Below are 22,584 nucleotides of genomic sequence, written 5' to 3'. Positions count from 1 at the left end.
GCGCTGCATTTAACCTGCGGCCGCCGCAATAATAAGTGATATAATCCCTCCAAATATCAAAGCAAAAAACAACCAAATATAATAACCTCCTTGAAAGATTAAGCGTATTAATACGTTAGAATGTACCGTTCCGTTTTTTAGAAAAGTTTCGATTTTGCTAGGTTCTTTTTTAAGGCTTGCTTTTAATTTAGCTTTATTAGTAGATTTCAGTTCCCGCTCTAATTTTCTTTTAGCCACTACATCTAACAAAGCACCACAGTTGCTGCAAAACTCTTCGTTTAAATTGACTGTGCCACATTCTGGACATGTAATGTAACTTTTATTCATAGGAATCTGTTTTTTTGAGTTAGTATAGAAACTTTAATAAGACTAGAAATAATTCTATATTAAATTTCACCTAAACTCTTAAATAGTATATCGTTAATTCAAAGTTACTAAATTTTAATATTTTACTCAAATTCAAGGTGCTTAATTTGCTACTTCCCCCCTGTTGTATTGACCGTTAATTAACTCGTTAATAATAATCGCCTAGCCCCGATAGCAGTGGAAATCCTTTTACTTTTTTCTTTAAAAAGTAAAAGATTGCAACTAATAGCGGGAAATAGCTCCTAATCCTTCTACAGTGTTCAAGAAGACAATAAATAATTTCATATTTTTGCACTCAATTAAATAGAATCATGAAATGAGCGCAAGCGAATTACATGTGACAAATAAAAAACAATACTATCAACACATGATACAAAATCCAAAAAGATATACGATTACAGCGGCATTGCCTTATACTAACGGTCCTATTCACATTGGCCATTTGGCAGGTGTTTACGTGCCTTCTGATATTTACTCTCGTTACCTGAGATTGCAAGGTAGAGACGTTTTGTTTGTTTGCGGAAGCGACGAACATGGTGTTGCTATATCGATGAAAGCCAAAAAAGAAGGCATTACACCGCAAGAGGTTATTGATAAATATGACGGAATTATTCGTAAATCGTTTATTGATTTTGGAATTTCGTTTGATAATTATTCGAGAACTTCGGCTAAAATTCATCATGATACTGCTCAAGATTTTTTTAAAAAATTATACGAACAAGGTGACTTTATCGAACAAGTAACAGAACAATTATATGATGCAAAAGCAGATCAGTTTTTGGCTGACCGTTTTGTAACTGGAACTTGCCCTAAATGCGGCAACGAAGAAGCATACGGAGATCAATGTGAAAAATGCGGATCTACGTTGAATGCTACCGATTTAATTAACCCAAAATCGACTATTACGGGAGAAACGCCAATTATGAAATCAACGAAACACTGGTTTTTACCTTTGGATCGTTACGAAGATTTCTTAAAAGAATGGATTTTAGTAGGACATAAAAATGACTGGAAACCTAATGTTTATGGTCAAGTAAAATCATGGATCGATGGCGGACTAGAGCCTCGTGCAGTAACACGTGACTTGGATTGGGGAATTGATGTTCCTGTTCCTGGTGCCGAAGGAAAAAAATTATATGTGTGGTTTGATGCGCCTATTGGGTACATCTCGGCATCTAAAGAATGGGCTTTGCGCGAAGGAAAAGAATGGGAACCGTACTGGAAAGATCAAGATACTAAGTTGGTTCACTTTATAGGGAAAGACAATATTGTTTTTCACTGTGTGATTTTTCCAGCGATGCTAAAAGCCGAAGGAAGTTATATTTTACCAGACAATGTTCCTGCAAATGAGTTCTTGAACTTAGAGGGAAATAAATTATCGACTTCTAAAAACTGGGCGGTTTGGTTGCACGAATATTTAGAAGAATTTCCAAATCAGCAAGATGTTTTGCGTTATGCTTTGACATCAAACGCACCTGAAACAAAGGATAACGATTTTACTTGGAAAGATTTTCAAGCCAGAAATAATAATGAATTAGTGGCTATTTACGGGAATTTCATTAATCGTGTGGTAGTTTTAACTAACAAATATTACAACGGAATTGTTCCTGCTCCAATCCCCCTAACCCCCGAAGGGGGAATGACCGAGTTTACGGAAGTAGATTTGCAAACGTTGGCGGAATTAAAAGCGTATCCCGCGGTGATTTCGAGTTCGATTGAGCGTTACCGTTTTAGAGAAGCTTTAGGAGAATTGATGAATGTAGCCCGACTTGGAAACAAATACTTGGCTGATGAAGAGCCTTGGAAAATGATAAAAACAGATGAAGCGCGTGTACAAACACAAATGTATGTAGCATTGCAAATTGCTGCTGCTTTAAGTTCGCTCTGCGAGCCGTTCTTACCATTCACAGCAACTAAATTAAAACGCATTCTTAATGTCAAATCGAGCGGAGTCGAGATTACTTGGAACACGATTTCAGAAACTTCGGATTTATTGCCAGTAGGTCACCAAATAGGAGAAGCGGAGTTATTGTTTGCTAAAATTGAAGACGAGGAAATTCAAAAACAAATAGACAAACTAGAAGCTACAAAAACAGCCAACATTGCCGAGAACAAAAAAGCAGAACCACAGAAAGATGCGATTCAGTTTGATGATTTCTCAAAAATGGATTTGCGTGTAGGAACCATTCTAGAAGCAGAAAAAATGCCAAAAGCAAACAAGCTTTTAATATTGAAAGTAGACACTGGAATTGACGTTCGCACCATCGTTTCAGGAATTGCAGAGAGTTTCAAACCAGAAGATATCATTGGAAAAAAAGTAACTGTTTTGGTCAACCTAGCTCCAAGAAACTTACGTGGTGTAGAAAGTCAAGGAATGATTTTGATGACAACAAATACCGATGGAAAACTAGTTTTTGTTAATCCAGATACTGATACTGTTGCAAATGGCGAAACAATAAACTAAGACCCAAACATACTAAACTGAATTTCACTAATTTACACTAATACATAGTTGTAATTTAGTGAAATTCGTGTTTTTAATACTTAAAAACAAAAACATGACCAACGCCAAACCAAGATTAGCATTTGCTTTTGGAATTTTATGCATTTCCATTTTTCCAATCTTGGTTAAATTGAGACTTACACCAGGATTGATTTCGGCATTTTATAGAATGGCAATTGCTTTTTCTATACTGCTTCCCTATATGGTTCTTACTAAAAAATTTAAGCTTCCTGAGACAAAACACCTATTATTAGCTATATTATGTGGTGTGCTATTCGCTTCGGATGTTGCGGTTTGGAATATTGCTATTCAAGAATCAAGTGCTACACAAGCATCGTTACTTACTAATTTATCACCTTTATGGGTGGGAATAATATCTTACGTTTTTTTGAAAATAAAGCCTGCAACTAATTTCTGGATTGGAACTACAGTGGCTTTGTTTGGGATGGCAATGCTAGTAGGATTCAAATTTTTCTTAGAACTGGATTTTGACAATGCGTTTATCTTAGCCGTATTATCAGGAATATTTTACTCCATCTATTTATTGGTAAGTAAAAAAGCACTTACTCATATCGATGTACTTTCATTTATGACCATTAGTCTGCTGGCTTCTTCAGTCTATTTAGCTATTGCTTGTTTACAAATGAACGAACCCTTTTCAGGTTTTTCAGATATGGGTTGGTTTGTTTTACTCCTTCAAGCTGTAGTTTGTCAATTAATGGCTTGGCTATCGATAAGTTATGCTACCCAGCACATGCGCCCTACACGAGTGTCGCTGAGTTTACTAGGACAAGCAGTATTGACCTCAATATTAGCTTGGTTATTTCTAGACGAAAAGATAACTGTGAATATGATTATTGGAGGGATTATATTATTAATAGGAATCCGAATCACTTTTTATACCAAAACACTTTCGATAAAAAACACTTTTACTAATACAAAAGGAAGTACACCTTCTTCTAACTAAATAAACAACATGACTAATTTTAAAGTAATAGCCTTTGATGCTGACGACACACTATTTGTCAACGAAACTTATTTTGCTGAAGCTGAAGAAAAGTTCTGCACCTTAATGAGTGATTATCACTCTAAACAAAGCATATCACAAGAGTTATTTAAAACACAAATTAATAACCTACCTACTTATGGTTATGGAATTAAGGGATACATCTTGTCAATGATAGAGGCTGCAATGGCTATTTCAAACAACACCATTCCTGTAGAATATATTGAAAAGATCATACAATACGGAAAAGAATTAGCCGAAAAGCCAATAGAGTTATTAGAAGGTGTAGAGGAAACACTTGATGCGTTATATGGTAAATACAAATTAGTAGTTGCTACAAAAGGTGACCTACTGGATCAAAGACGAAAGTTACATAAATCAGGATTAGGAAAATATTTTCATCATATAGAAGTAATGTCGGACAAGCAAGAAATTGATTATTTAGACCTTATTAAAAGACTCGATATAAAACCCGAAGAATTTTTTATGATAGGAAACTCATTAAAATCGGATATATTGCCTGTCTTAGAAATTGGAGGCCATGCTGTTCACGTTCCTTTTCATACTACTTGGGCACATGAAAAAATAAATCACAAAATTGAGCATATTAACTTTTCAACCTACCCAAAAATCAATCATGTCCTAGTTAAACTGACCTAAACAGACGCTTTTAAGATAATTATATTAAAAAAAACCTTGTTAGAAATTCATAATCTCAATTATTATTAATAATTTGCACGGTTAAAAATTCATTTTTACTAAAAAAAAACCTAAAAAACTATCAATATGATAGCCAAGTAGTGTTATTTGTGGAATTATACCTAAATATTACATAATTATAACATAGAAATTTCTGATTAAACAATATGTCGTATTTTTGCTGGAAATTTAAAACCAGAAAAAAATGAAAAAATTAATACTTTCGCTTGTTTTTGCTTCGGCATTTTCAACAATTAGTGCTCAGACAACAACTGAGAAAAAAACAGAAAACGAAGAATACAACAAATGGTCTGTTGAAGTAGCAGGTGGTGTAAACAAAGCACAAAAACCATTCACTTCAGGTTATTACACTTCAACTCCAAGCCCTTACGTTATTGATTTAGGAGTAAGATACATGTTTAACAACAAATTCGGTTTAAAAGCTGATGTTGGTTACAACAGTTTTGAAGGAAAAAGCGGTTCAGCTGATTTCGATACTAAATACTACAGAGCAGATTTACAAGCAGTAGCTAACTTAGGTAGAATCATGAACTTTGAAACTTGGACTAATACAATTGGTTTATTAGGACATGCTGGTTTTGGATTAGCGCAGTTAGAAGATCAAAAATCTGCAGTAAAAGACAGAATGGGTAATTTTATGGCTGGTGTAACTGGACAAATTAAAATCTCTAACAGAATTGCTTTAACAGGTGATTTCACAACTATCTTTAACGCAAGTCAAGATGCTGCATTTGATGGTAATGTAAGAGCTAATTCAAGAGGTTTTGAAGGATTACTTTTTAATGGTACTGTTGGTGTAACTGTATACTTAGGAAAACAAGCAAAACATGCTGACTGGGTTACTTTAATTGATAAAGACGTTTTAGCTTTAACAAATAGAGTTGACACATTAGAAACTATGTTGATTGATTCTGATCAAGATGGTATTGCTGATTATTTAGATTTAGAGCCAAACACTGTTTCTGGTGTAATGGTAGATTCTAAAGGTAGAGCTATTGACTTAAACAACAATAACGTTCCTGACGAATTAGAAAGTTATTTATTAAAAACTTACGGTAGCAAAACGGACAACAATCCAGTTTTAAACAACAACGAATTAATTACTAAATTAATCAACGGTGGATATGTTGCTACATATTTTGATTTTAACAAATCTACTCCAACAAATGTTTCTACTGAAGGAATTGACTTCATATTAACTTACTTAAGAAACAACCCTTCTTCTTCAGTTGAGATCATTGGTCACGCTGACGAAATTGGAAGAACTGCTTACAACGACAAACTATCTAATACAAGAGCTGAAACAGTAAAAGGAATTTTACTTAAAGCTAATGTTGATGCATCAAGATTAAAAGTTGTTGCAGCTGGTGAAGATACTTCTGTAGATAAAGATTCAGAATTAGCTAGAAAATTAGTAAGAAGAGTTACTTTCAGAGTAAAATAATTCTTTCTTAGAATACATAAAAGCCCTAAAAGGAAATTCCTTTTAGGGCTTTTTTTATGAAACAAATTCTAAGCAAAAATTACTTACCTAGTAAAAGTAGTTCGCTTACAACAACTTCTGTCACATAACGCTTCTCCCCGTTCTTATCATCATAGCTCCTATGCGTTAATTTACCTTCAACCGCTATTTCTTTACCTTTTGTAACATATTTCTCGATCAACTCAGCCGTTTTACCCCAAGCGATCACTCTATGCCACTGGGTCTCCTCTACTTTTTCTCCTTTTTCATTTTTATAACTTTCATTTGTTGCCAAAGTAAAATTGGCTAATTTTTTTCCTCCATCAAAATTCTTGATTTCTGGATCGTTTCCTAAATGTCCAATTAGTTGAACTTTGTTTCTTAATGCATTCATGGCGTATAAATTTAAATGTGTTAATCTGAACTCATTTCAGATTTTTGTGGATTATAATATCGAAATCATTATTAATCGATTCCAACAATGCAAAGATGCTACACAATCAAAATTTTATTCGGTTAGCAATCAATTACTTTCGGTTGTAAATAATTGTAAACGTTTGTAAATGGCTATTTTTTTTCGTAAATTAGCTAAAATTATAAGACATTTATGCCAACAAATATTAAATCAATAGAATTACGTAATCTACAAATTGACGATTACAAAGAATTAAAAAAATCAATGATTCAGTCGTATCCAGAAATGGCCGAATCGTTTTGGAAAGAAGATCAAATAGAACTTTTATTACAAAAGTTCCCTGAAGGACAATTAGTAATTGTTGTAGATGGTATTGTTGTTGGTTCTGCTCTATCCCTATTAGTTACAGAAGAATATGCTTTTAAAACTAGAACTTATAAAGCCGTAACTGGTAACTTTACTTTTTCTACTCACAACCCTCTTGGGGAAGTACTATACGGAATTGACGTATTCATTAACCCACAGTATCGTGGTCTTCGATTAGGGAGACGTTTGTATGATGTTAGAAAAGAGTTGTGTGAACAATTAAATTTAAAATCCATCATTTTTGCAGGTCGAATTCCGAATTATGGAAAATATAAAAATGAAATCACACCTAAAGTATACATTGAAAAAGTAAAGAAAAAAGAGGTTTATGATCCCGTTCTGTCTTTTCAATTAAGCAATGATTTTCACGAACTACGTGTGCTTAAGAATTATTTAGAAGGAGATACTGAATCATTAGAATATGCAGTGCTATTAGAATGGAATAATATTTACTATGATGACAGCCCTAAATTAATCAACACTACTAAAAGTGTCGTTAGACTTGGATTAATCCAATGGCAAATGCGTTCGTTACCTAATTTAGAATCACTTTTTGAACAAGCTGAATTTTTTATTGATGCCGTTTCAGGCTATGGAAGTGATTTTGCTTTATTCCCTGAGTTTTTTACAGCTCCCTTAATGGCTGATTTCAATCACTTATCCGAAGCAGAGGCGATTAGAGAACTAGCTAAACATACTGAGGCTGTAAGATTAAAATTTCAAGAATTTGCTATTTCCTACAATATCAATATCATTACTGGAAGCATGCCTTTTATTGAAAACGAACATGTTTACAACGTTGGTTTTCTTTGTAAGCGTGATGGTACAAACGAAATGTACCGTAAAATCCACATTACTCCAAACGAAGTTTTCCATTGGGGAATTACTGGCGGTGATGTCATTCAAACATTTGATACAGACTGCGGTAAAGTAGGTATCGTAATTTGCTATGATGTTGAGTTCCCAGAACTTTCTAGATTAATGGCTGACCAAGGAATGAATATTTTATTTGTCCCTTTCTTAACAGATACCCAAAATGGATATACTCGTGTAAAGCATTGCGCACAAGCAAGAGCAATTGAAAACGAATGCTATGTTGCCATTGCAGGCTGTGTAGGTAACTTACCTAAAGTAAATAATATGGATATCCAGTATGCACAAGCTGCGGTTTTTACGCCATCAGATTTTGCTTTTCCAAGTAACGGTGTTAAAGCAGAAGCAACACCAAATACCGAAATGACATTAATTGTTGATGTAGACATGAACTTACTAAAAGAACTACACGAACATGGAAGTGTAAACACTATGAAAGACCGACGACACGATCTGTATAGTTTGAAAAAATTAAAATGATGAAAAATTGCTTAGAATGCGGTGAAAAAATTGTGGGTCGGGAAGACAAAAAGTTTTGTAGTGATGGCTGTCGCAATGCCTATAACAACAAAATAAACAAAGACAGTAATAATTTCATGCGTAATATTAACAATAAATTACGCAAAAACTACCGCATACTATCTGAAATCAATATCGAAGGAAAATCAAAAACAACCCGAGCTAAATTACTTAGCAAGGGTTTTGATTTTGTTTTTTTTACTAACATCTTAAACACCAAAACAGGAAACACCTACTACTTCCTATACGATCAAGGCTACATGCTACTGGATAATGATTACATAATGCTTGTAAAAAAAGACATTTAAATACCACAACCCCAATCATAACCCATGAAAAAAAGTTTCACCTCGCTAATAAGCGTTTTATTTATTCTGTTAATCCTAGGAATAACCTATTTTACAATGATGCCGCAATGGACAACTAACGACATCAGCACGTTATCAGAGTTCTCTACTGATAGGGCTTTTACACAAGTAGAAGCAATTGCAAAAGAACCCCATTATGTAGGTTCAAAAAATCATGAAGAAGTCGCACGCTATCTTCAAGCAAGATTAAATGAATTAGGACTAGAAACAAGTGTTCAAAAAGGATACACACTTACCGATTGGGGAAATTTAGTAAAATCCAAAAACATTCTTGCACGTATAAAAGGAACGTCTAACAGCAAAGCAATAGTCTTATTATCTCATTATGACAGTGCTCCACATTCCTTTTCTAAAGGCGCTAGCGATGCTGGTTCAGGAGTAGCTACAATACTTGAAGGTATTCGTGCTTTTCAACACAACAAAAAACCGCATAAAAATGACATCATTATACTCTTTACTGATGCCGAAGAATTAGGGCTTAATGGTGCGGCTTTATTTGTAACTAAACATCAATGGGCAAAAGAGGTAGGTATCGTTTTAAACTTTGAGGCCAGAGGGTCATCAGGACCTAGTTACATGCTAATGGAAACGAATAACGGTAATTCAGATCTCGTTAAAGAATTCACCGCTGCAGGAACAACTTTTCCAGTAACAAACTCCCTTATGTATAGTATCTACAAAATGCTACCTAACGATACTGATCTAACCGTTTTTAGAGAAAAAGGAAATATCGAAGGCTATAATTTTGCTTTCATAGATGGCCACTATAATTACCATACCGCACAAGATAATATCCAAAATCTTGACAAAAGCAGCCTTGCTCATCAAGGTGCTTACCTAATGCCATTGCTAAATTATTTTTCAAATGTTAATTTAGACACCACACCCACTACACAAGACAACATCTACTTTAGTATACCCTATAATTTAATTAATTATCCTTTTAGCTGGGTTACTCCAATGGTAATTATCGCTTTTGGATTATTTATACTCTTTATTTTTGTAGGTCTTGGCAAAAAATTATTAAGCTTTACGGAAATTATAAAAGGTTTTTTACCGCTTTTAGGAGCTATCATTACTACGTTTTTTACTGTATTTATTAGCTGGCAATTACTTTTATTATTCTATCCACAATACAACGACTTACTTAACGGTTTTACCTATAATGGTCATGAATACATTGCAGCCTTTGTAGCATTGAGTATAGGAATAAGTTTTGCGTTTTATCAGCTTTTTTCTATTGAGAAACTTACAATGAATCATTACGTCGCGCCATTATTTTTATGGATAATAATTAATGCAACCTTAGCAATTTATTTAAAAGGAGCTGGATTTTTAATCATTCCTGTTTTTTGTGGGTTATTAAGTTTTGCTTATTTTATAATTACTCAAAAATCAGGTTATCTGTTGAATCTATTATTAGCAATTCCAGCCTTACTATTGATTGCACCACTAATACAAATGCTACCCATTGGTTTGGGTTTAAAAATACTTTACGGTAGTGCTGTATTAACGGTTTTAACTTTTGCATTACTTCTTCCTATTTTTGGCGCTTTTAGCAAAAAAGGGATTTGGTCATTGCTTTTCTTATTGGTCAGCTTTGTATTTTTTGCGAAAGCACATTATTACTCTGGATATGAAGCAGGCAAAGCCAAATCAAACAGCTTGGTATACCTTTATAATGCGGATACTAAAAAAGCACATTGGGCAACCTACGATAAGAACTTAGATTTCTGGACAAAAAACTATCTTGGTAAAAACCCAAAAGAAGCAACAACAATCAATAAAAACCTCTTATACAGTAAATACAATTCTGGTTTTTCCTATGTTGCCCATGCCCCTCTTAAAAATATTTCGAAACCATACATCACCTTTCTTAAAGACTCCGCTGTAGGCGATAACCGTTATTTAAAAATAAAAATTGCTCCTACTCGAAAAGTAAACCGTTATGATATTTTTGCAGATGAAAAAATGAAATTCCAAAATTTTAAAGCTAATGGAGCAATCCAATTAGAGCAAAAAGGAACTGAATTTAACCGAAAAGGACGAAGATTACTAAGCTACTATGTTGTTGACAACGAACCTTTAATAATGGAATTTTCGATACCTAAAACAACAGTGTTAGACATGGAATTAATGGAGTCCTCATTTGATTTAATGCAAAATCCTTTATTTCAAATGGCAAAAAGAGCCAGCTGGATGATGCCAACACCTTTTGTATTGACTGACGCAGTAGTGCTTTCAGAAAAAATTAAACCAACCACAATTAAAGTACAAAATCCTGAAAATACTGCATCAATTACCAAAAATATTCCCCAAACAGCTGTTTTAAAAGTAATTGATAGCTCAGTACAATAAGCCTATCAATTGATGACCGTATTTTAAAAATGAAATTAACCTCAAATTCACTCCTTATAAAAGTGAATTTGAGGTTTTATTTTAAAAAAAATATTTTCGAATTTTAACATCTACTAATGCTATTTATAAAACAGTACAAGCCTATACTAAAACCACTAATAACATATAGACAGAGCTTAACGTTACAAAAACTAGGCTGGACTATATTGTTCAGTTATTAGTATAAATACTATTGATTTACACTATTTTTGCAACTTATATTGAGTGTACTATGAAACAAATTAGCATTTTAGGTTGCGGATGGTTGGGCTTGCCTTTGGCGAAAGCTTTAATTGAAAAAGAATTTACCGTAAAAGGTTCAACTACTTCTATAGATAAAATAGCATTATTAGAAAAAGTACGAATTAAACCCTATGTGTTCGCGTTAGAAATCAATGGTACTCCTGATAATCTTCCTGATTTCTTAGCAGGAAGTGACACATTAATTATTGCTATTCCACCTAAATTACGAGGAAAAAATAAAGACTACTCGGATGCGAATGCACATTCATTTGTAAAGAAAATTGAAAATTTATTGCCTTTTGTCGCAACCTCATCTGTTAAAAACTTACTGTTTGTGAGTTCTACAGCAGTTTATGGCGATGTAAATACTACTGTAAATGAAAACACAAAACCAGAACCTGTTACAGAAAGTGGTAAACAGCTATTAGAAATTGAAGAATTGTTACATAAAAACAACCATTTTAAAACAACCATTCTGCGATTTGGCGGTTTGATAGGCGAAGATCGAAATCCTGCACGATTTTTAGCAGGAAAAGAAAATGTAGCAAATCCAGATGCACCAATAAACCTTATTGATCAAAAAGACTGCATTGGGATCATATTGAAAATTATTGCTACGAATACTTGGGGAGAAAATTTTAATGCCGTAGCGCCTTACCACCCAACTCGTAAAGAATATTACACACAAAAAGCGATAGAAAAAAACTTGATTCCGCCAACATTTAATACCGAAGAAGCATCAGCTGGTAAAATAATTGATAGTGATAAATTAGTAAAAATGTTAAATTATACTTTTACCAATACAACACTTTAAAGTGGTAACAAAAATTAAAACTAGAGTCACGAAGAGTATTACTACCATCGGACTACCAATTCTCGCGTTGTCTGTGGTTTGTTTCTGTTGGGGAACCACTTGGATCGCATCCAAAGAAGGCGTTAGACACATGCCTCCGCTACAACTTGCAGCAATACGACAATTTATAGGTGGCGGATTATACATCCTCTATTTCATACTTAAAAAAGCACCTTGGCCAAAAGGCAAACAATGGAAAACAATATTAATCTTGAGTATCTTAAATTTTGCGCTTAGCAACGGTTTAAGTACTTGGGGAGTAAAATACATTAGTAGCGGACTGGGAGCGATCTTAAACGCCATTTTCCCATTATGGATTGTTATCATTACTTTTTTTAGAGGTGAAAAATTAGCCCGATTAGCGATTATAGGTTTAGTGGTTAGTTTTAGCGGTGTTTGTGTTATCTTTTATGATCATTTATCTGATTTTTTACAAGCTGATTTTAGATTCGGGATTATGCTGTCAATTATTGCAACGATAACTTGGGCGTTTGGTAGTTTGTACACTAAGAAAAAGGCCGCTACATTTAACCCTTATTTTAGTTTAGGATTGCAAATGTTTATATCGAGTACGTTACTATTAACAATAACCGAAACCACAGGGATGGCCGTTAGCATGCGTTCTATTCCTGCTACTTCCTGGTATGCGATTGCGTATTTAGTCATTGTAGGGTCAATAACTTCTTTTATTGCTTATGTCTACATGTTGCAAAAATTACCGCCAGAAATCAGTAGTATTTACGCGTACATCAACCCTATAGTTGCCATATTGTTAGGCGCTTTACTCTTTGGCGAATCCCTAAATGCAGCCATAGCCATAGGAGGCACAATCACCTTATTTGGTTTATTTATGGTTAACCGTTCCATAAGAAGAACACGCAAGTTAGCCATAGCTAATAAAGAGTAATTAATTGAAGCTTACTCAATTTATTTAATTTTACCACATCTAGCGGAGTCGAGATGCAATTGTCTTATTGAATCCTCTCGAACTGAGATCATCTAAATCCCGCTTTCGCGAAAGCTATAAAAAAAGCCCCGAATTTTATTAAAGTTCGGGGCTTTTTAACTTAATTATTTATTTTCCCTCCAAAATACACTAATAATCCTAATCCCAACGTACCATTTGTATTAATATTTCTTTTGCTCTCTATTGTATTCAATGCGTCTCCTAAATTTATATTGTTGTAGTACAAGATCAAATCTACAGAATGATAATATTTTTCAGAAAAATTAAAAGAAATACCAATTCCTATATCAATTGATTGATCCCATGTTTTAGCTGATTTTTTTTCAACTATTGGTTTAGACAATTCGCTTGGGTTTCTTTTTGCAAGTTCGGTACTTCCAAACACTCGGGAATAAGTATATCTAGGTCGAATAAATAAACTACTATCAGAATCCTCAGGGTCAGCAAGATAAATTTTCGGAGAAAAACTATAGTTTATGGCAGAAGTTTTTCTTTCAAAAATATTCTCTACAAGCCCTGTTGGCGTATAATTAGTTAAGGTTTCTAGAGTACCGTACATAACACCTATCTCTATTTCTGGTCTAAAAACACGAACTACTTTAAACTCTACACCAATATTAGCACTTCCGAAAACGGAGTTATTAAAATCAGTATCTATATATGAGCCAAGTCCTACAAAACCACGAATTTGCTGCGCTTGTAGGTTGATTGAAAATAATATCAAGAGAAATACAACTGTTTTTTTCATATCTTATTTACCAATTACCCATCCTAATGAAAATTTAAGAACAGGAGTAAAACCACTATCTTCAGAATAACTATTTATTATATATCCAGGACCTATATTAAGACCTAAATTAAAATTACTACTGTAAGTCCGTTGGAATCCCCAAACAGGCGCAATAGTGAATGAAGTTTCATTTGAAGAATAAGAGTTATCATTAGAAAGTGGCTTAAAATTGTAATTAGCATGCAAAGCAATAAAACCACCCGAATTGTGTTTAATTACTTTTCCTTTAATGACTCTTCTCTCTAAATTATAATAATGGCGAAATTGTCCTGTAATGTTTGGGTAAAATGACCAAGCTGAACCATAAAAGTCACTATTTCTATACCCAATTCCAAAGCTAAGTTCAGAATACAAGGTGTGTTTTTTATTAAAACCACGCTCGTAAGCAAAACCAGGTAATAACAAATTGATTTTAATTTGATTTTTTTCTACTGATGTAGCGTCTTGCGAATATAATTTTGAAAACATTAACAAAATTAATAGAATGTAAATATAATTTTTCATGCTAGATTTTTTAAACTTATTTTACAATTTAGAATTATTGCAACACAAAATATATGAAGTGTTTTTTGGGAAATCTTCAAAATTCTTAAAAGATTAACTTATGTTTACTACAATTTTTTGAAAATCATATTATTTTTTGATAATTTTGCCAAATATACTAATTAATTCTCTTTGAAAGAAAATTTCTACGTATAATAATAAAGACGTTAAAATAACCTATTCTAAAAAAATCATTTCAAGGGTTTGAGAATACTAATTAATGCAAACATTATAAAATATTATTTGGAATTGTATCTAAATGACATGACTTCAATAGAAAATGAATAAGAAGCTTTATTCGCATTTATTTAAAAGCAATTTGATCTCTGTATGTTTACATATCCTAAGACTTAAAGTCATACAACCGACATGTACAAACTTGTATAATCACTATACCCATCTTTATTTAAAACAGCATATTGATTTTTACTTAAATTTTAAAATATTTGTGTTTTAAGACTCTTTAACTAGACATCATTTGGAAAGGCAGTCCTGTAAAGGTTTTATACACGCCAACACATAAAGACAACTACGTAAGAAACAAAAATGACTCTTTTAAAGTAACAGAAATTGATAGAAAAACTACCTTGTAAGTAAAAAAATCCCGAGTGTAAACTCGGGATTAAATTTATTCTGACTATTTTCTACCAGATTTTTACTCTTTTTTCTGGAGCGATGTACATTCCGTCATTTGCTTTAATATCAAATGCTTGATAGAAAGTATCAATGTTTTGTAGTGGCACATAAGCACGATACATTCCAGGAGAATGTGGATCTGTTTTCACTTGGTTTTTTATCGCTTCATCACGCATTTTAGTACGCCAGATTGTTGACCAAGAAATAAAGAAACGTTGTTCCGGAGTATACCCATCAATTAAACCTGGGTTTCCGTTTTCTTTTAAATACAATTGTAGACCGTCATAGGCTGCATTTACTCCACCTAAATCGCCAATGTTCTCTCCTAACGTAAATTTACCGTCAACAAAAGTTCCAGGCAAAGGCTCTAAAGCACTGTATTGTGCCGCTAAAGCACCTGTAAGCGCGGCAAATTGTTTAGAATCTTCGGCAGTCCACCAGTCTACTAAATTACCTTCGGCATTGTATCGCGAACCTGAATCATCAAAACCATGAGAGATTTCGTGACCAATAACAGCTCCTATTCCACCATAGTTTACGGCTTCATCAGCTTGGTAATTATAAAATGGTGGTTGTAATATTGCTGCTGGAAAAACAATCTCGTTATAAGATGGATTATAATATGCATTTACTGTTTGTGGAGACATTCCCCATCTGGTTTTATCAACTGGTTGATATAAGTCAACTAAGTCTTTCTCATAAATCCATTTGGCCATATTTTTAGTATTCTCAAAATAAGTTCCACCTTCTTCAGGGCCTTTAATTACTAAAGCCGAATAGTCTTTCCATTTATCAGGATACCCTATTTTTATAACTGATTTATGTAATTTTGCAACGGCACTTACTTTAGTTTCTGGTGACATCCAAGCAAGATTGTTGATTCGGTTTTCAAAAGCTACAAAGATATTCTTGATCATTTTCTCTGCTTTGGCTTTGGCTTCAGCCGGAAACTTTTTCTCTACATACAATTTTCCCAAAGCCTCTCCTATTCTACCATTGATTACTTGCAACGCTCTTTCGTCGCTTGGTCTTTGTTTTACCGCACCGGTTAATGTTTTACCATAAAAATCAAAATTAGCATTTTCAATATCAGTAGACAATTGACTTGATGCTCTATTTAATAAGGCCCAGCGCATGTATTCTTTCCAGTCGCTTACTTTGTTTTCTTTCAAAATTGTTTCTAAAGCGACCATGTATTTTGGTTGCGAAACGATCAAAGAATCCACATTTTTAAAGCCTATTTTAGTAAAATAGTTATTCCAATTAATAGATGGTGTTAATTTTTGCAAATCAGCTACCGTCATTGGATTGTAAGACTTTCTTCTATCTCTTCTTTCTACACGGTCAAATCTTGGTTTTGACATCTCGGTTTCTAAAGCAAGAATTTTTTCTGCGTTCACTTTTGCTTCCGCTGGCTTTTCGCCAAGAAAACCCAACATCTTAGTAACATGAAGCACGTACTTCTCTCTTTTTTCTTTTGAGTCGGCATCATCAGAAACATAATAATCTCTATCTGGCAAACCTACTCCACCAGGCCCAACGCTCAGTACGTTTCTATCACTATTTTTAGCGTCAGAACCTACGTTAGCACCAAAAAAACCGATTCCGCCCAACGGTTCCATTTCGATTAATAACGCTTCTAAATCCTTAGTACTTTTAACCGCATCAATTTTTTTTAAGTACGGCTTCAATGGAGCAATTCCTAATTTATTACGGCCTACAGTATCTAAGATCGTTTTATAAAGATTAATTGCTTTTCCTTGATCCGTATCTGATTTGTATTTAGGATTGTTAACTGCTTCTTTTAAAATAGCCAAAGCATCCTCATCTGTTCTTTGTCTTAACGCATCAAAGCTTCCCCAACGAGTTCTATCCGAAGGAATTTCGGTATTGTCTAACCAAGTTCCGTTTACATATCTAAAAAAATCAGTACTCGGCTTCACCGCCTTGTCCATGTAGTTAACATTAATCCCGGGCTCTTTTTCAGGAGTTTTAGTTTGTGCTTGACTTGTTGTAATAGCAAAAAGTGCTGGAATTACAAAAAGAAGTGGTTTTTTGAAATTGTTATTCATTTTGTTTCGTTTAAATTAGTATTCGAGTAGAAAAGCAAACTAACTACTCTTATCACATTATCAGTGGTGATAAATCCGAAATTAATTAGTCTCCAGTTGCCTCATTATGTTACAAAAAATTAACATATAAAAAAATCCCAAGCTGTTAGACTTGGGATTTAATTTGATAAAAATATTACCAGATTTTAACTCTTTTTTCTGGCTCGATAAACATACCGTCACCTTTTTTAATATCGAATGCTTGGTAAAAAGCATCTACATTTTGTACAGGAACATACGCTCTATACATTCCAGGAGAATGTGGGTCTGTTTTTACTTGATTTTTTATTGCTTCATCACGCATTTTAGTACGCCAAACTGTTGCCCATGAGATAAAGAAACGTTGTTCAGGAGTGAATCCGTCAATAAGTCCTGGGTTTTTATTTTCTTTTAGATACAATTGCAAACCATCATAAGCGGCATTTACACCACCTAAATCTCCAATGTTCTCCCCTAAAGTAAATTTCCCGTCAACGTGTACGCCAGGTAAAGGTTCTAAAGCACTGTATTGATCAGCAAGAGCAGTTCCTAAGGCTGTAAAACGTGTCAAATCTTCTGCTGTCCACCAGTCTACAAGATTACCATCAGCATTGTAACGCGCTCCCGAATCATCAAAACCATGAGAGATTTCATGACCAATTACGGCTCCTATACCACCATAATTAACAGCTTCATCAGCTTGGTAATTGTAAAAAGGCGGTTGTAATATTGCTGCTGGAAAAACAATTTCGTTATAAGATGGGTTGTAATAAGCATTTACCGTTTGTGGAGACATGTACCATTCAGTCTTATCAACTGGTTCGTTTAACTTATCAATTCCTTTTTGGAAATTCCATTTTGTTAGATTTTTAATATTCCCAAGGTAGTTTCCACCGTCAGCAATACTTTTAATTTCTAATTTAGAATAATCTTTCCATTTGTCAGGATACCCTATTTTAATCGTGATTTTATTCAATTTCTCGATTGCCTTCGTTTTAGTTTCAGCAGACATCCAAGGAAGGTTACTAATTCTATTTTGGTAAGCAGTAATAATGTTTTTAATCATTTTCTCTGCTTTTTCTTTTGCTTCAGCAGGAAACATTTTTTCAACATATAATTTACCTAAAGCTTCACCTATAGTTCCGTTTACTGTTTGCAATGCTCTGTCTTCACGTGGTCTTTGCTTGATTGCTCCAGTTAAAGTTTTTCCGTAGAAATCAAAATTAGCCGACTCAATATCCGTTGACAACAATCCCGAAGCACTGTTGATCAAATCCCATTTCATGTATTCTTTCCAAGCCGAAACATTATTCTCAGCAAGAATAGTTTGTAACGCTTTCATGTATTTAGGTTCAGAAACAATTACACTATCTAATTTTGTAAAACCAATTCCGTCAAAATAATTTTTCCAGTTTATAGCTGGTGTTATCTTTTGCAAATCAGCAATAGTCATTGGGTTGTATTGCAATCTACCATCTCTTCGCTCTACTCTATCAAGACGTGGACTAGACAATTCTTTTTCTAAAGCTAAAACCTTAGTTGCATTTGCTTTAGCTTCAGCAGGAGTTTCTCCTGTAAACTGTAACATTCTTGCAATATGCAATTCGTATTTCTCTCTTTTTTCTTTAGTGTCTTTTTCTTCTGATGTGTAGTAATCTTTGTCAGGCAAACCTAATCCGCTTACGCCAAGATTTAAAGAGTTTTTAGAACTATCTTTATCATCGGCTCCAACACCAACACCAAAAAATCCTATTCCACCAATAGGTTCCATTTCGATTAACAATTTTTGTAAATCTTGAATGTTTTTTACTTTATCAATTTTAGCTAAATACGGTTTCAAAGGTGTAATCCCTTGTTTGTTTCTCGCTACAGTATCTAAAATAGTGCTGTACAAATTGATCGCTTTTCCTTGATCAGTATTTGACTTGTATTGTGGGTTTTTAGATGCCTCTTTTAAAATTGCTAATGCGTCTGCATCAGTCTTTTTAAGCAATTCGTTAAAACTCCCCCATGAAGTTCTATCACTTGGAATTTCAGTTTTATCAAGCCAAGTTCCGTTAACGTATCTAAAGAAATTATCGGCAGGCTTAACTTTAGTATCAAAGAACGTGGTGTTAATCCCAGGTTCCTTAATCGCTTCTTTAGTTTGCGCTTGCATTTCCGAAAACCCAATAATTGCGGGAATCACAAAAAGCAAAGGCTTATTGAAGTAATTTTTCATCTATTATGTTTGTTTGATTAGTATCACAAAGCTATTGATAAAACTTTTAATAAATGTTAAATTTACAAACGAAATTCTCCATGTTAAAAGCAAGTAAAAAAAGGTTTGTTTTTTGTATTTTTGCTTAAATTATTTTTTTTATGAAATCTATTTTTAAAAAATACCGAATCTTCTTTGGTGTTTTCATAGTCTTCTCAACCATAACTTTGTATTTGTTTTACAACGCATTAAAGCCTAGTAAAAGTTTACCTATATTCAATCCAGCTGATGTGAACCCTGAATTAGTAGACAGCACCGTACAGTACATTAGCAAGTATCATACCGTTGCTGATTTTTCGTTTACCAATCAAAACGGAAAAACCATTACTCAAAAAGATTATGAGGGTAAAATATATGTAGCCGATTTTTTCTTTACCACCTGTGGTTCTATTTGTCCAAAAATGACCGCAAATTTATTTGAAGTTCAAAAAGCTATTATCAATAACCCCAAGGTAATGTTGCTTTCTCACACTGTATTTCCTGAGGTCGATAGTGTTCCTGTTTTAAAAGCGTATGCCGAAAAATACGGTGTAGATGATAAAAAGTGGAATCTAGTTACAGGCGATAAAAAGGAAATTTATACCATGGCAAGAAAATCCTACCTAGCCGTAAAACTAGGAAAACCAAGTGAATTATACGATATGGTGCACACCGAAAACTTTGTTCTTGTAGATGCAAAAAGAAGAGTTCGCGGTTTTTATGACGGAACCAAAAAAGAAGATATTAAAAAGTTAATTGAAGATATTGCTTTTTTATCGAAAGAGTAAAACACTTTACAATATACAATTATTGATTATAGCAAGATATGGTGAAATTCATTGGAGGAACGAAATGAAGATCCTCGTTAACATTACCTTACTATCTACTAGTTCATGTTTAAAAGTTACTATTTCATGAAGTATTTTTACACGCTATTACTTTCGTTATTTAGTTTGTTTACCAATGCGCAAAACCAGGAACACATTTATGATATTTCGGTTAATGGGAATACTGTTGGTAAATTAACTGTTTCAAAATTAATAGAAGGAGACAAAACAACCTACAAACTCAATAGCAAATCTGTGATTTCTCTCTTTGGAAAAACGACCATTACAACTTCATTTGTTGGAGTATTCATGAACAACGTTTTACAATCTAGCACTTACATTTCACAAAAAAACAACAAACCCTACGACAACAGCACCATTACTGAGAATAATTGCGTATACACTATTACCCGAAAAGGAACAAAATCTACTATCCATAAACCTATCAAATATGTGACTTGTTTGTTGTATTTTGAAAAACCAGTTGTAAACAAACCTTATTTTGACGTGCTCGAAGCCGTTTTTAGTCCTATTACAACTATAGATCAAAACAATTACCTCTTTATCGATTCCAGCAATAACGAGAAAACAACTTATGATTATCTCAATGGTGTGTTGCAACAAGGCAGTACGAAGCATGTACTGTATGATTATACATTTACTTTGAGAAAATAAAGTTGACAGCTAGCAATGTATGTATTAGTCCCTTAAATTTATTTTAAATTACTGATATACTTTGTAGGTATGGATTGTAAATTTGCTAACGAGTTTTCTAGCAGACCCTATAGAGTGGAAATATAGTAGTGTTAGAAATTATGGTAATCAGGACTAAACAATTTTGGAAATTGAAATAAATTAGATTGTAGGCACGAGCGGGGAGAAGTTGGCAGTTATTGCTGAAATACCAATAGTAAAAATTGCTGAAAAATAATTAAAATATTCTATAAATGATAAAGTTATCCAAACAAGCTAATAGATTAGCTTTATGTTGTATTTTAGTAGTATTTATTTTAGTTTTTATTTTAGGTTCACTGGATTCGTGGGGAATTAAAAATAATAGAGAATTAATTGATATTGTAAAAACAACCCTTCTTTTTTCCTTACCGTTTTTAGGATATTGGGCAGCTATAAAATTGCCAAACCCTAAAGAGGTCAATGATGTAAAATTATTACCTAATACAAAAAACATTAGAGTTAGTTTTTATAAAACTAGTGGTTTTATAGATAGAAATAATCAAATATCATTCGTTCGTTTTTTCTTTGATGAGGGAATTATTTATATGTATTTTAGTAATGTTCTAAGAATATATGAAGGCCCTTTTTATATTAAGGAAAAAAATAAGGCTGAGTTGGGAATGTTTTATATCCATTCACTAAGTAATTACGTAAATGAAGAATTAACGCTTGAAATAAAGCCAAAAAATTCTTTAGATTCACATTATAAGTTAACTTTAAGTAAATTAAGTAAAATTGATTGTGATTTAATAAAAGTATATATTCATAAAATCTAGAAGTGAAATTTAGAAAAAAAGATATTTATAATTGTAATAGTTTTAATTTGTAAAACATCATATTCCTAACAGTGAGCAATGTATGTATTATTGCCTTAAATTTATTTTAAATTACTGATATACTTTGTAGGTATGGATTGCAAATTTGCTCGATCAGGGTTAGTTAAGATAGAAAAAAGGGATAATCCGAAAGTGGATGTTTTTGAAAAATTGGTCATTTACAAAATACAATAGTTATTAAGATGTTGTAAAGGCTAATCGGACTGGGCGCAAAGTCGGAGACATTTGCGCAGCGGTAGCAATGAATACTTCGGAGAGCGGGGGAAAACACAATATTAATTAAATGAATACAAAGTATAAATTTGGAGAAAAAACAGGAGCCTATTTTGCGAGTTTTGCAACCATAAATATTACTGCTGTTTTCAGTAGCTGTAGTTGAACAGTGCTACACTAACTATCCCAAAAATTAATGACTGCGTACCTACATTCCGGTAACGAATCACTAATCTTGCTACTACTATTGCAGCTCAAACCAAGAGCTTTGTTAATCTTCAGCCAATTTCCCTGAAACAGCCATAAAAATGATAAATATCATTCGTTTTTCTTTTATAATCCGTATTTTTGCAATCTTAATTCAATCTAAATAAGACTTGCGTACCACGATAAATTCACTAAAAAAAGGAGAGAAAGCCATTATCAAAGATTTTGATATAGATGTTATTCCATTGAAACTACTTGAAATGGGTTGTTTGCCTGGCAATACTGTGGAGTTGTTACAAATAGCACCCTTTGGTGATCCTTTGTATTTGGATATTAATGGCTCTCATTTAGCCATTCGTGTAGAAACGGCAGCCGAAATAGAAGTTGAATTAATCAAAATCCAACTTTAA

19 protein-coding genes are annotated in these 22,584 nt (G+C 33.3%); 13 read left to right on the top strand and 6 right to left on the bottom strand.

The annotated features are described in order from the left end of the window. Window positions 1-9 precede the first annotated feature (9 nt). The gene (locus HNP99_RS04620; RefSeq protein ID WP_173851757.1) at window positions 10-327 is read right to left on the bottom strand and encodes a hypothetical protein; all 318 of its coding nucleotides are present in this window, start codon (window positions 325-327) and stop codon (window positions 10-12) included. A gap of 355 nt (window positions 328-682) precedes the next feature. On the opposite strand from HNP99_RS04620, the gene metG reads away from it, so the two are divergent. The 4 genes from metG (at window position 683) to HNP99_RS04600 (ending at window position 6,039) form a co-directional block, all read left to right on the top strand. After that, window positions 683-2,830, top strand: coding sequence for a methionine--tRNA ligase (gene metG, locus HNP99_RS04615; protein WP_173851755.1), 2,148 nt, complete (start codon window positions 683-685; stop codon window positions 2,828-2,830). 94 nt (window positions 2,831-2,924) lie between these two features. After that, complete coding sequence (locus HNP99_RS04610; protein ID WP_173851753.1) at window positions 2,925-3,836, top strand: DMT family transporter; 912 nt, start codon at window positions 2,925-2,927, stop codon at window positions 3,834-3,836. Window positions 3,837-3,845: 9 nt separating this feature from the next. Then, window positions 3,846-4,535: an HAD family hydrolase gene (locus HNP99_RS04605; RefSeq protein ID WP_173851751.1), complete on the top strand. Its 690-nt coding sequence runs from the start codon at window positions 3,846-3,848 to the stop codon at window positions 4,533-4,535. Window positions 4,536-4,779: 244 nt separating this feature from the next. Beyond that, the gene (locus tag HNP99_RS04600; protein WP_173851749.1) at window positions 4,780-6,039 is read left to right on the top strand and encodes an OmpA family protein; all 1,260 of its coding nucleotides are present in this window, start codon (window positions 4,780-4,782) and stop codon (window positions 6,037-6,039) included. Between the two features lie 79 nt (window positions 6,040-6,118). Here HNP99_RS04600 and HNP99_RS04595 read toward each other — a convergent pair whose 3' ends face one another. Beyond that, window positions 6,119-6,451, bottom strand: coding sequence for a single-stranded DNA-binding protein (locus HNP99_RS04595; RefSeq protein WP_173851747.1), 333 nt, complete (start codon window positions 6,449-6,451; stop codon window positions 6,119-6,121). A 213-nt stretch (window positions 6,452-6,664) separates the two neighbouring features. Here HNP99_RS04595 and HNP99_RS04590 point away from each other — a divergent pair, with 213 nt between their 5' ends. The 5 genes from HNP99_RS04590 to HNP99_RS04570 all read left to right on the top strand — a co-directional run bounded on the left by HNP99_RS04590 (window position 6,665) and on the right by HNP99_RS04570 (window position 12,998). Further along, window positions 6,665-8,191 carry a carbon-nitrogen hydrolase family protein gene (locus HNP99_RS04590; RefSeq protein WP_173851745.1) on the top strand — a complete coding sequence of 509 codons (1,527 nt, stop codon included), beginning with the start codon at window positions 6,665-6,667 and terminating at the stop codon, window positions 8,189-8,191. Then, window positions 8,191-8,538, top strand: a complete 348-nt coding sequence (locus HNP99_RS04585; RefSeq protein WP_173851743.1) for a hypothetical protein — start codon at window positions 8,191-8,193, stop codon at window positions 8,536-8,538. The genes HNP99_RS04590 and HNP99_RS04585 overlap by 1 nt, the downstream gene beginning before the upstream one ends. Before the next feature lie 24 nt (window positions 8,539-8,562). Then, on the top strand, window positions 8,563-10,956 hold the full coding sequence (locus HNP99_RS04580; protein ID WP_254596820.1) for a M28 family peptidase: 2,394 nt from the start codon (window positions 8,563-8,565) through the stop codon (window positions 10,954-10,956). A 271-nt stretch (window positions 10,957-11,227) separates the two neighbouring features. Then, on the top strand, window positions 11,228-12,052 hold the full coding sequence (locus HNP99_RS04575; RefSeq protein WP_173851741.1) for an SDR family oxidoreductase: 825 nt from the start codon (window positions 11,228-11,230) through the stop codon (window positions 12,050-12,052). Window position 12,053: 1 nt separating this feature from the next. Then, window positions 12,054-12,998 (top strand): DMT family transporter, encoded by a 945-nt coding sequence (locus tag HNP99_RS04570; protein ID WP_173851739.1) that lies wholly within the window; start codon window positions 12,054-12,056, stop codon window positions 12,996-12,998. Window positions 12,999-13,158: 160 nt separating this feature from the next. On the opposite strand, the gene HNP99_RS04565 is transcribed toward HNP99_RS04570, so the two are convergent. From HNP99_RS04565 to HNP99_RS04550, 4 genes are all read right to left on the bottom strand, one after another. Next, entirely contained in the window at window positions 13,159-13,806 is a 648-nt protein-coding gene (locus HNP99_RS04565; protein ID WP_173851737.1) for a hypothetical protein, read from the bottom strand. Between the two features lie 3 nt (window positions 13,807-13,809). Then, entirely contained in the window at window positions 13,810-14,352 is a 543-nt protein-coding gene (locus HNP99_RS04560; protein WP_173851735.1) for a DUF3575 domain-containing protein, read from the bottom strand. 683 nt (window positions 14,353-15,035) lie between these two features. After that, entirely contained in the window at window positions 15,036-17,099 is a 2,064-nt protein-coding gene (locus HNP99_RS04555) for a M13 family metallopeptidase (RefSeq protein WP_173851733.1), read from the bottom strand. A gap of 175 nt (window positions 17,100-17,274) precedes the next feature. Beyond that, a complete protein-coding gene (locus HNP99_RS04550) occupies window positions 17,275-19,338 on the bottom strand; it encodes a M13 family metallopeptidase (RefSeq protein WP_173851731.1) in 2,064 nt (687 codons plus the stop codon). Window positions 19,339-19,478: 140 nt separating this feature from the next. Between HNP99_RS04550 and HNP99_RS04545 the strand changes: the two genes are divergently transcribed. The 4 genes from HNP99_RS04545 to HNP99_RS04530 all read left to right on the top strand — a co-directional run bounded on the left by HNP99_RS04545 (window position 19,479) and on the right by HNP99_RS04530 (window position 22,584). Beyond that, window positions 19,479-20,144, top strand: coding sequence for an SCO family protein (locus HNP99_RS04545; protein WP_173851729.1), 666 nt, complete (start codon window positions 19,479-19,481; stop codon window positions 20,142-20,144). 126 nt (window positions 20,145-20,270) lie between these two features. Beyond that, window positions 20,271-20,858, top strand: a complete 588-nt coding sequence (locus tag HNP99_RS04540) for a DUF6134 family protein (RefSeq protein ID WP_173851727.1) — start codon at window positions 20,271-20,273, stop codon at window positions 20,856-20,858. 272 nt (window positions 20,859-21,130) lie between these two features. After that, window positions 21,131-21,694, top strand: coding sequence for a hypothetical protein (locus tag HNP99_RS04535; RefSeq protein WP_173851725.1), 564 nt, complete (start codon window positions 21,131-21,133; stop codon window positions 21,692-21,694). Window positions 21,695-22,344: 650 nt separating this feature from the next. Further along, the gene (locus HNP99_RS04530) at window positions 22,345-22,584 is read left to right on the top strand and encodes a FeoA family protein (RefSeq protein ID WP_026707881.1); all 240 of its coding nucleotides are present in this window, start codon (window positions 22,345-22,347) and stop codon (window positions 22,582-22,584) included.

This window comes from Flavobacterium gelidicaeli, from assembly GCF_013294005.1.
Taxonomy (GTDB): Bacteria; Bacteroidota; Bacteroidia; order Flavobacteriales; family Flavobacteriaceae; genus Flavobacterium.
This window is presented reverse-complemented; position numbering and strand designations above follow the sequence as displayed.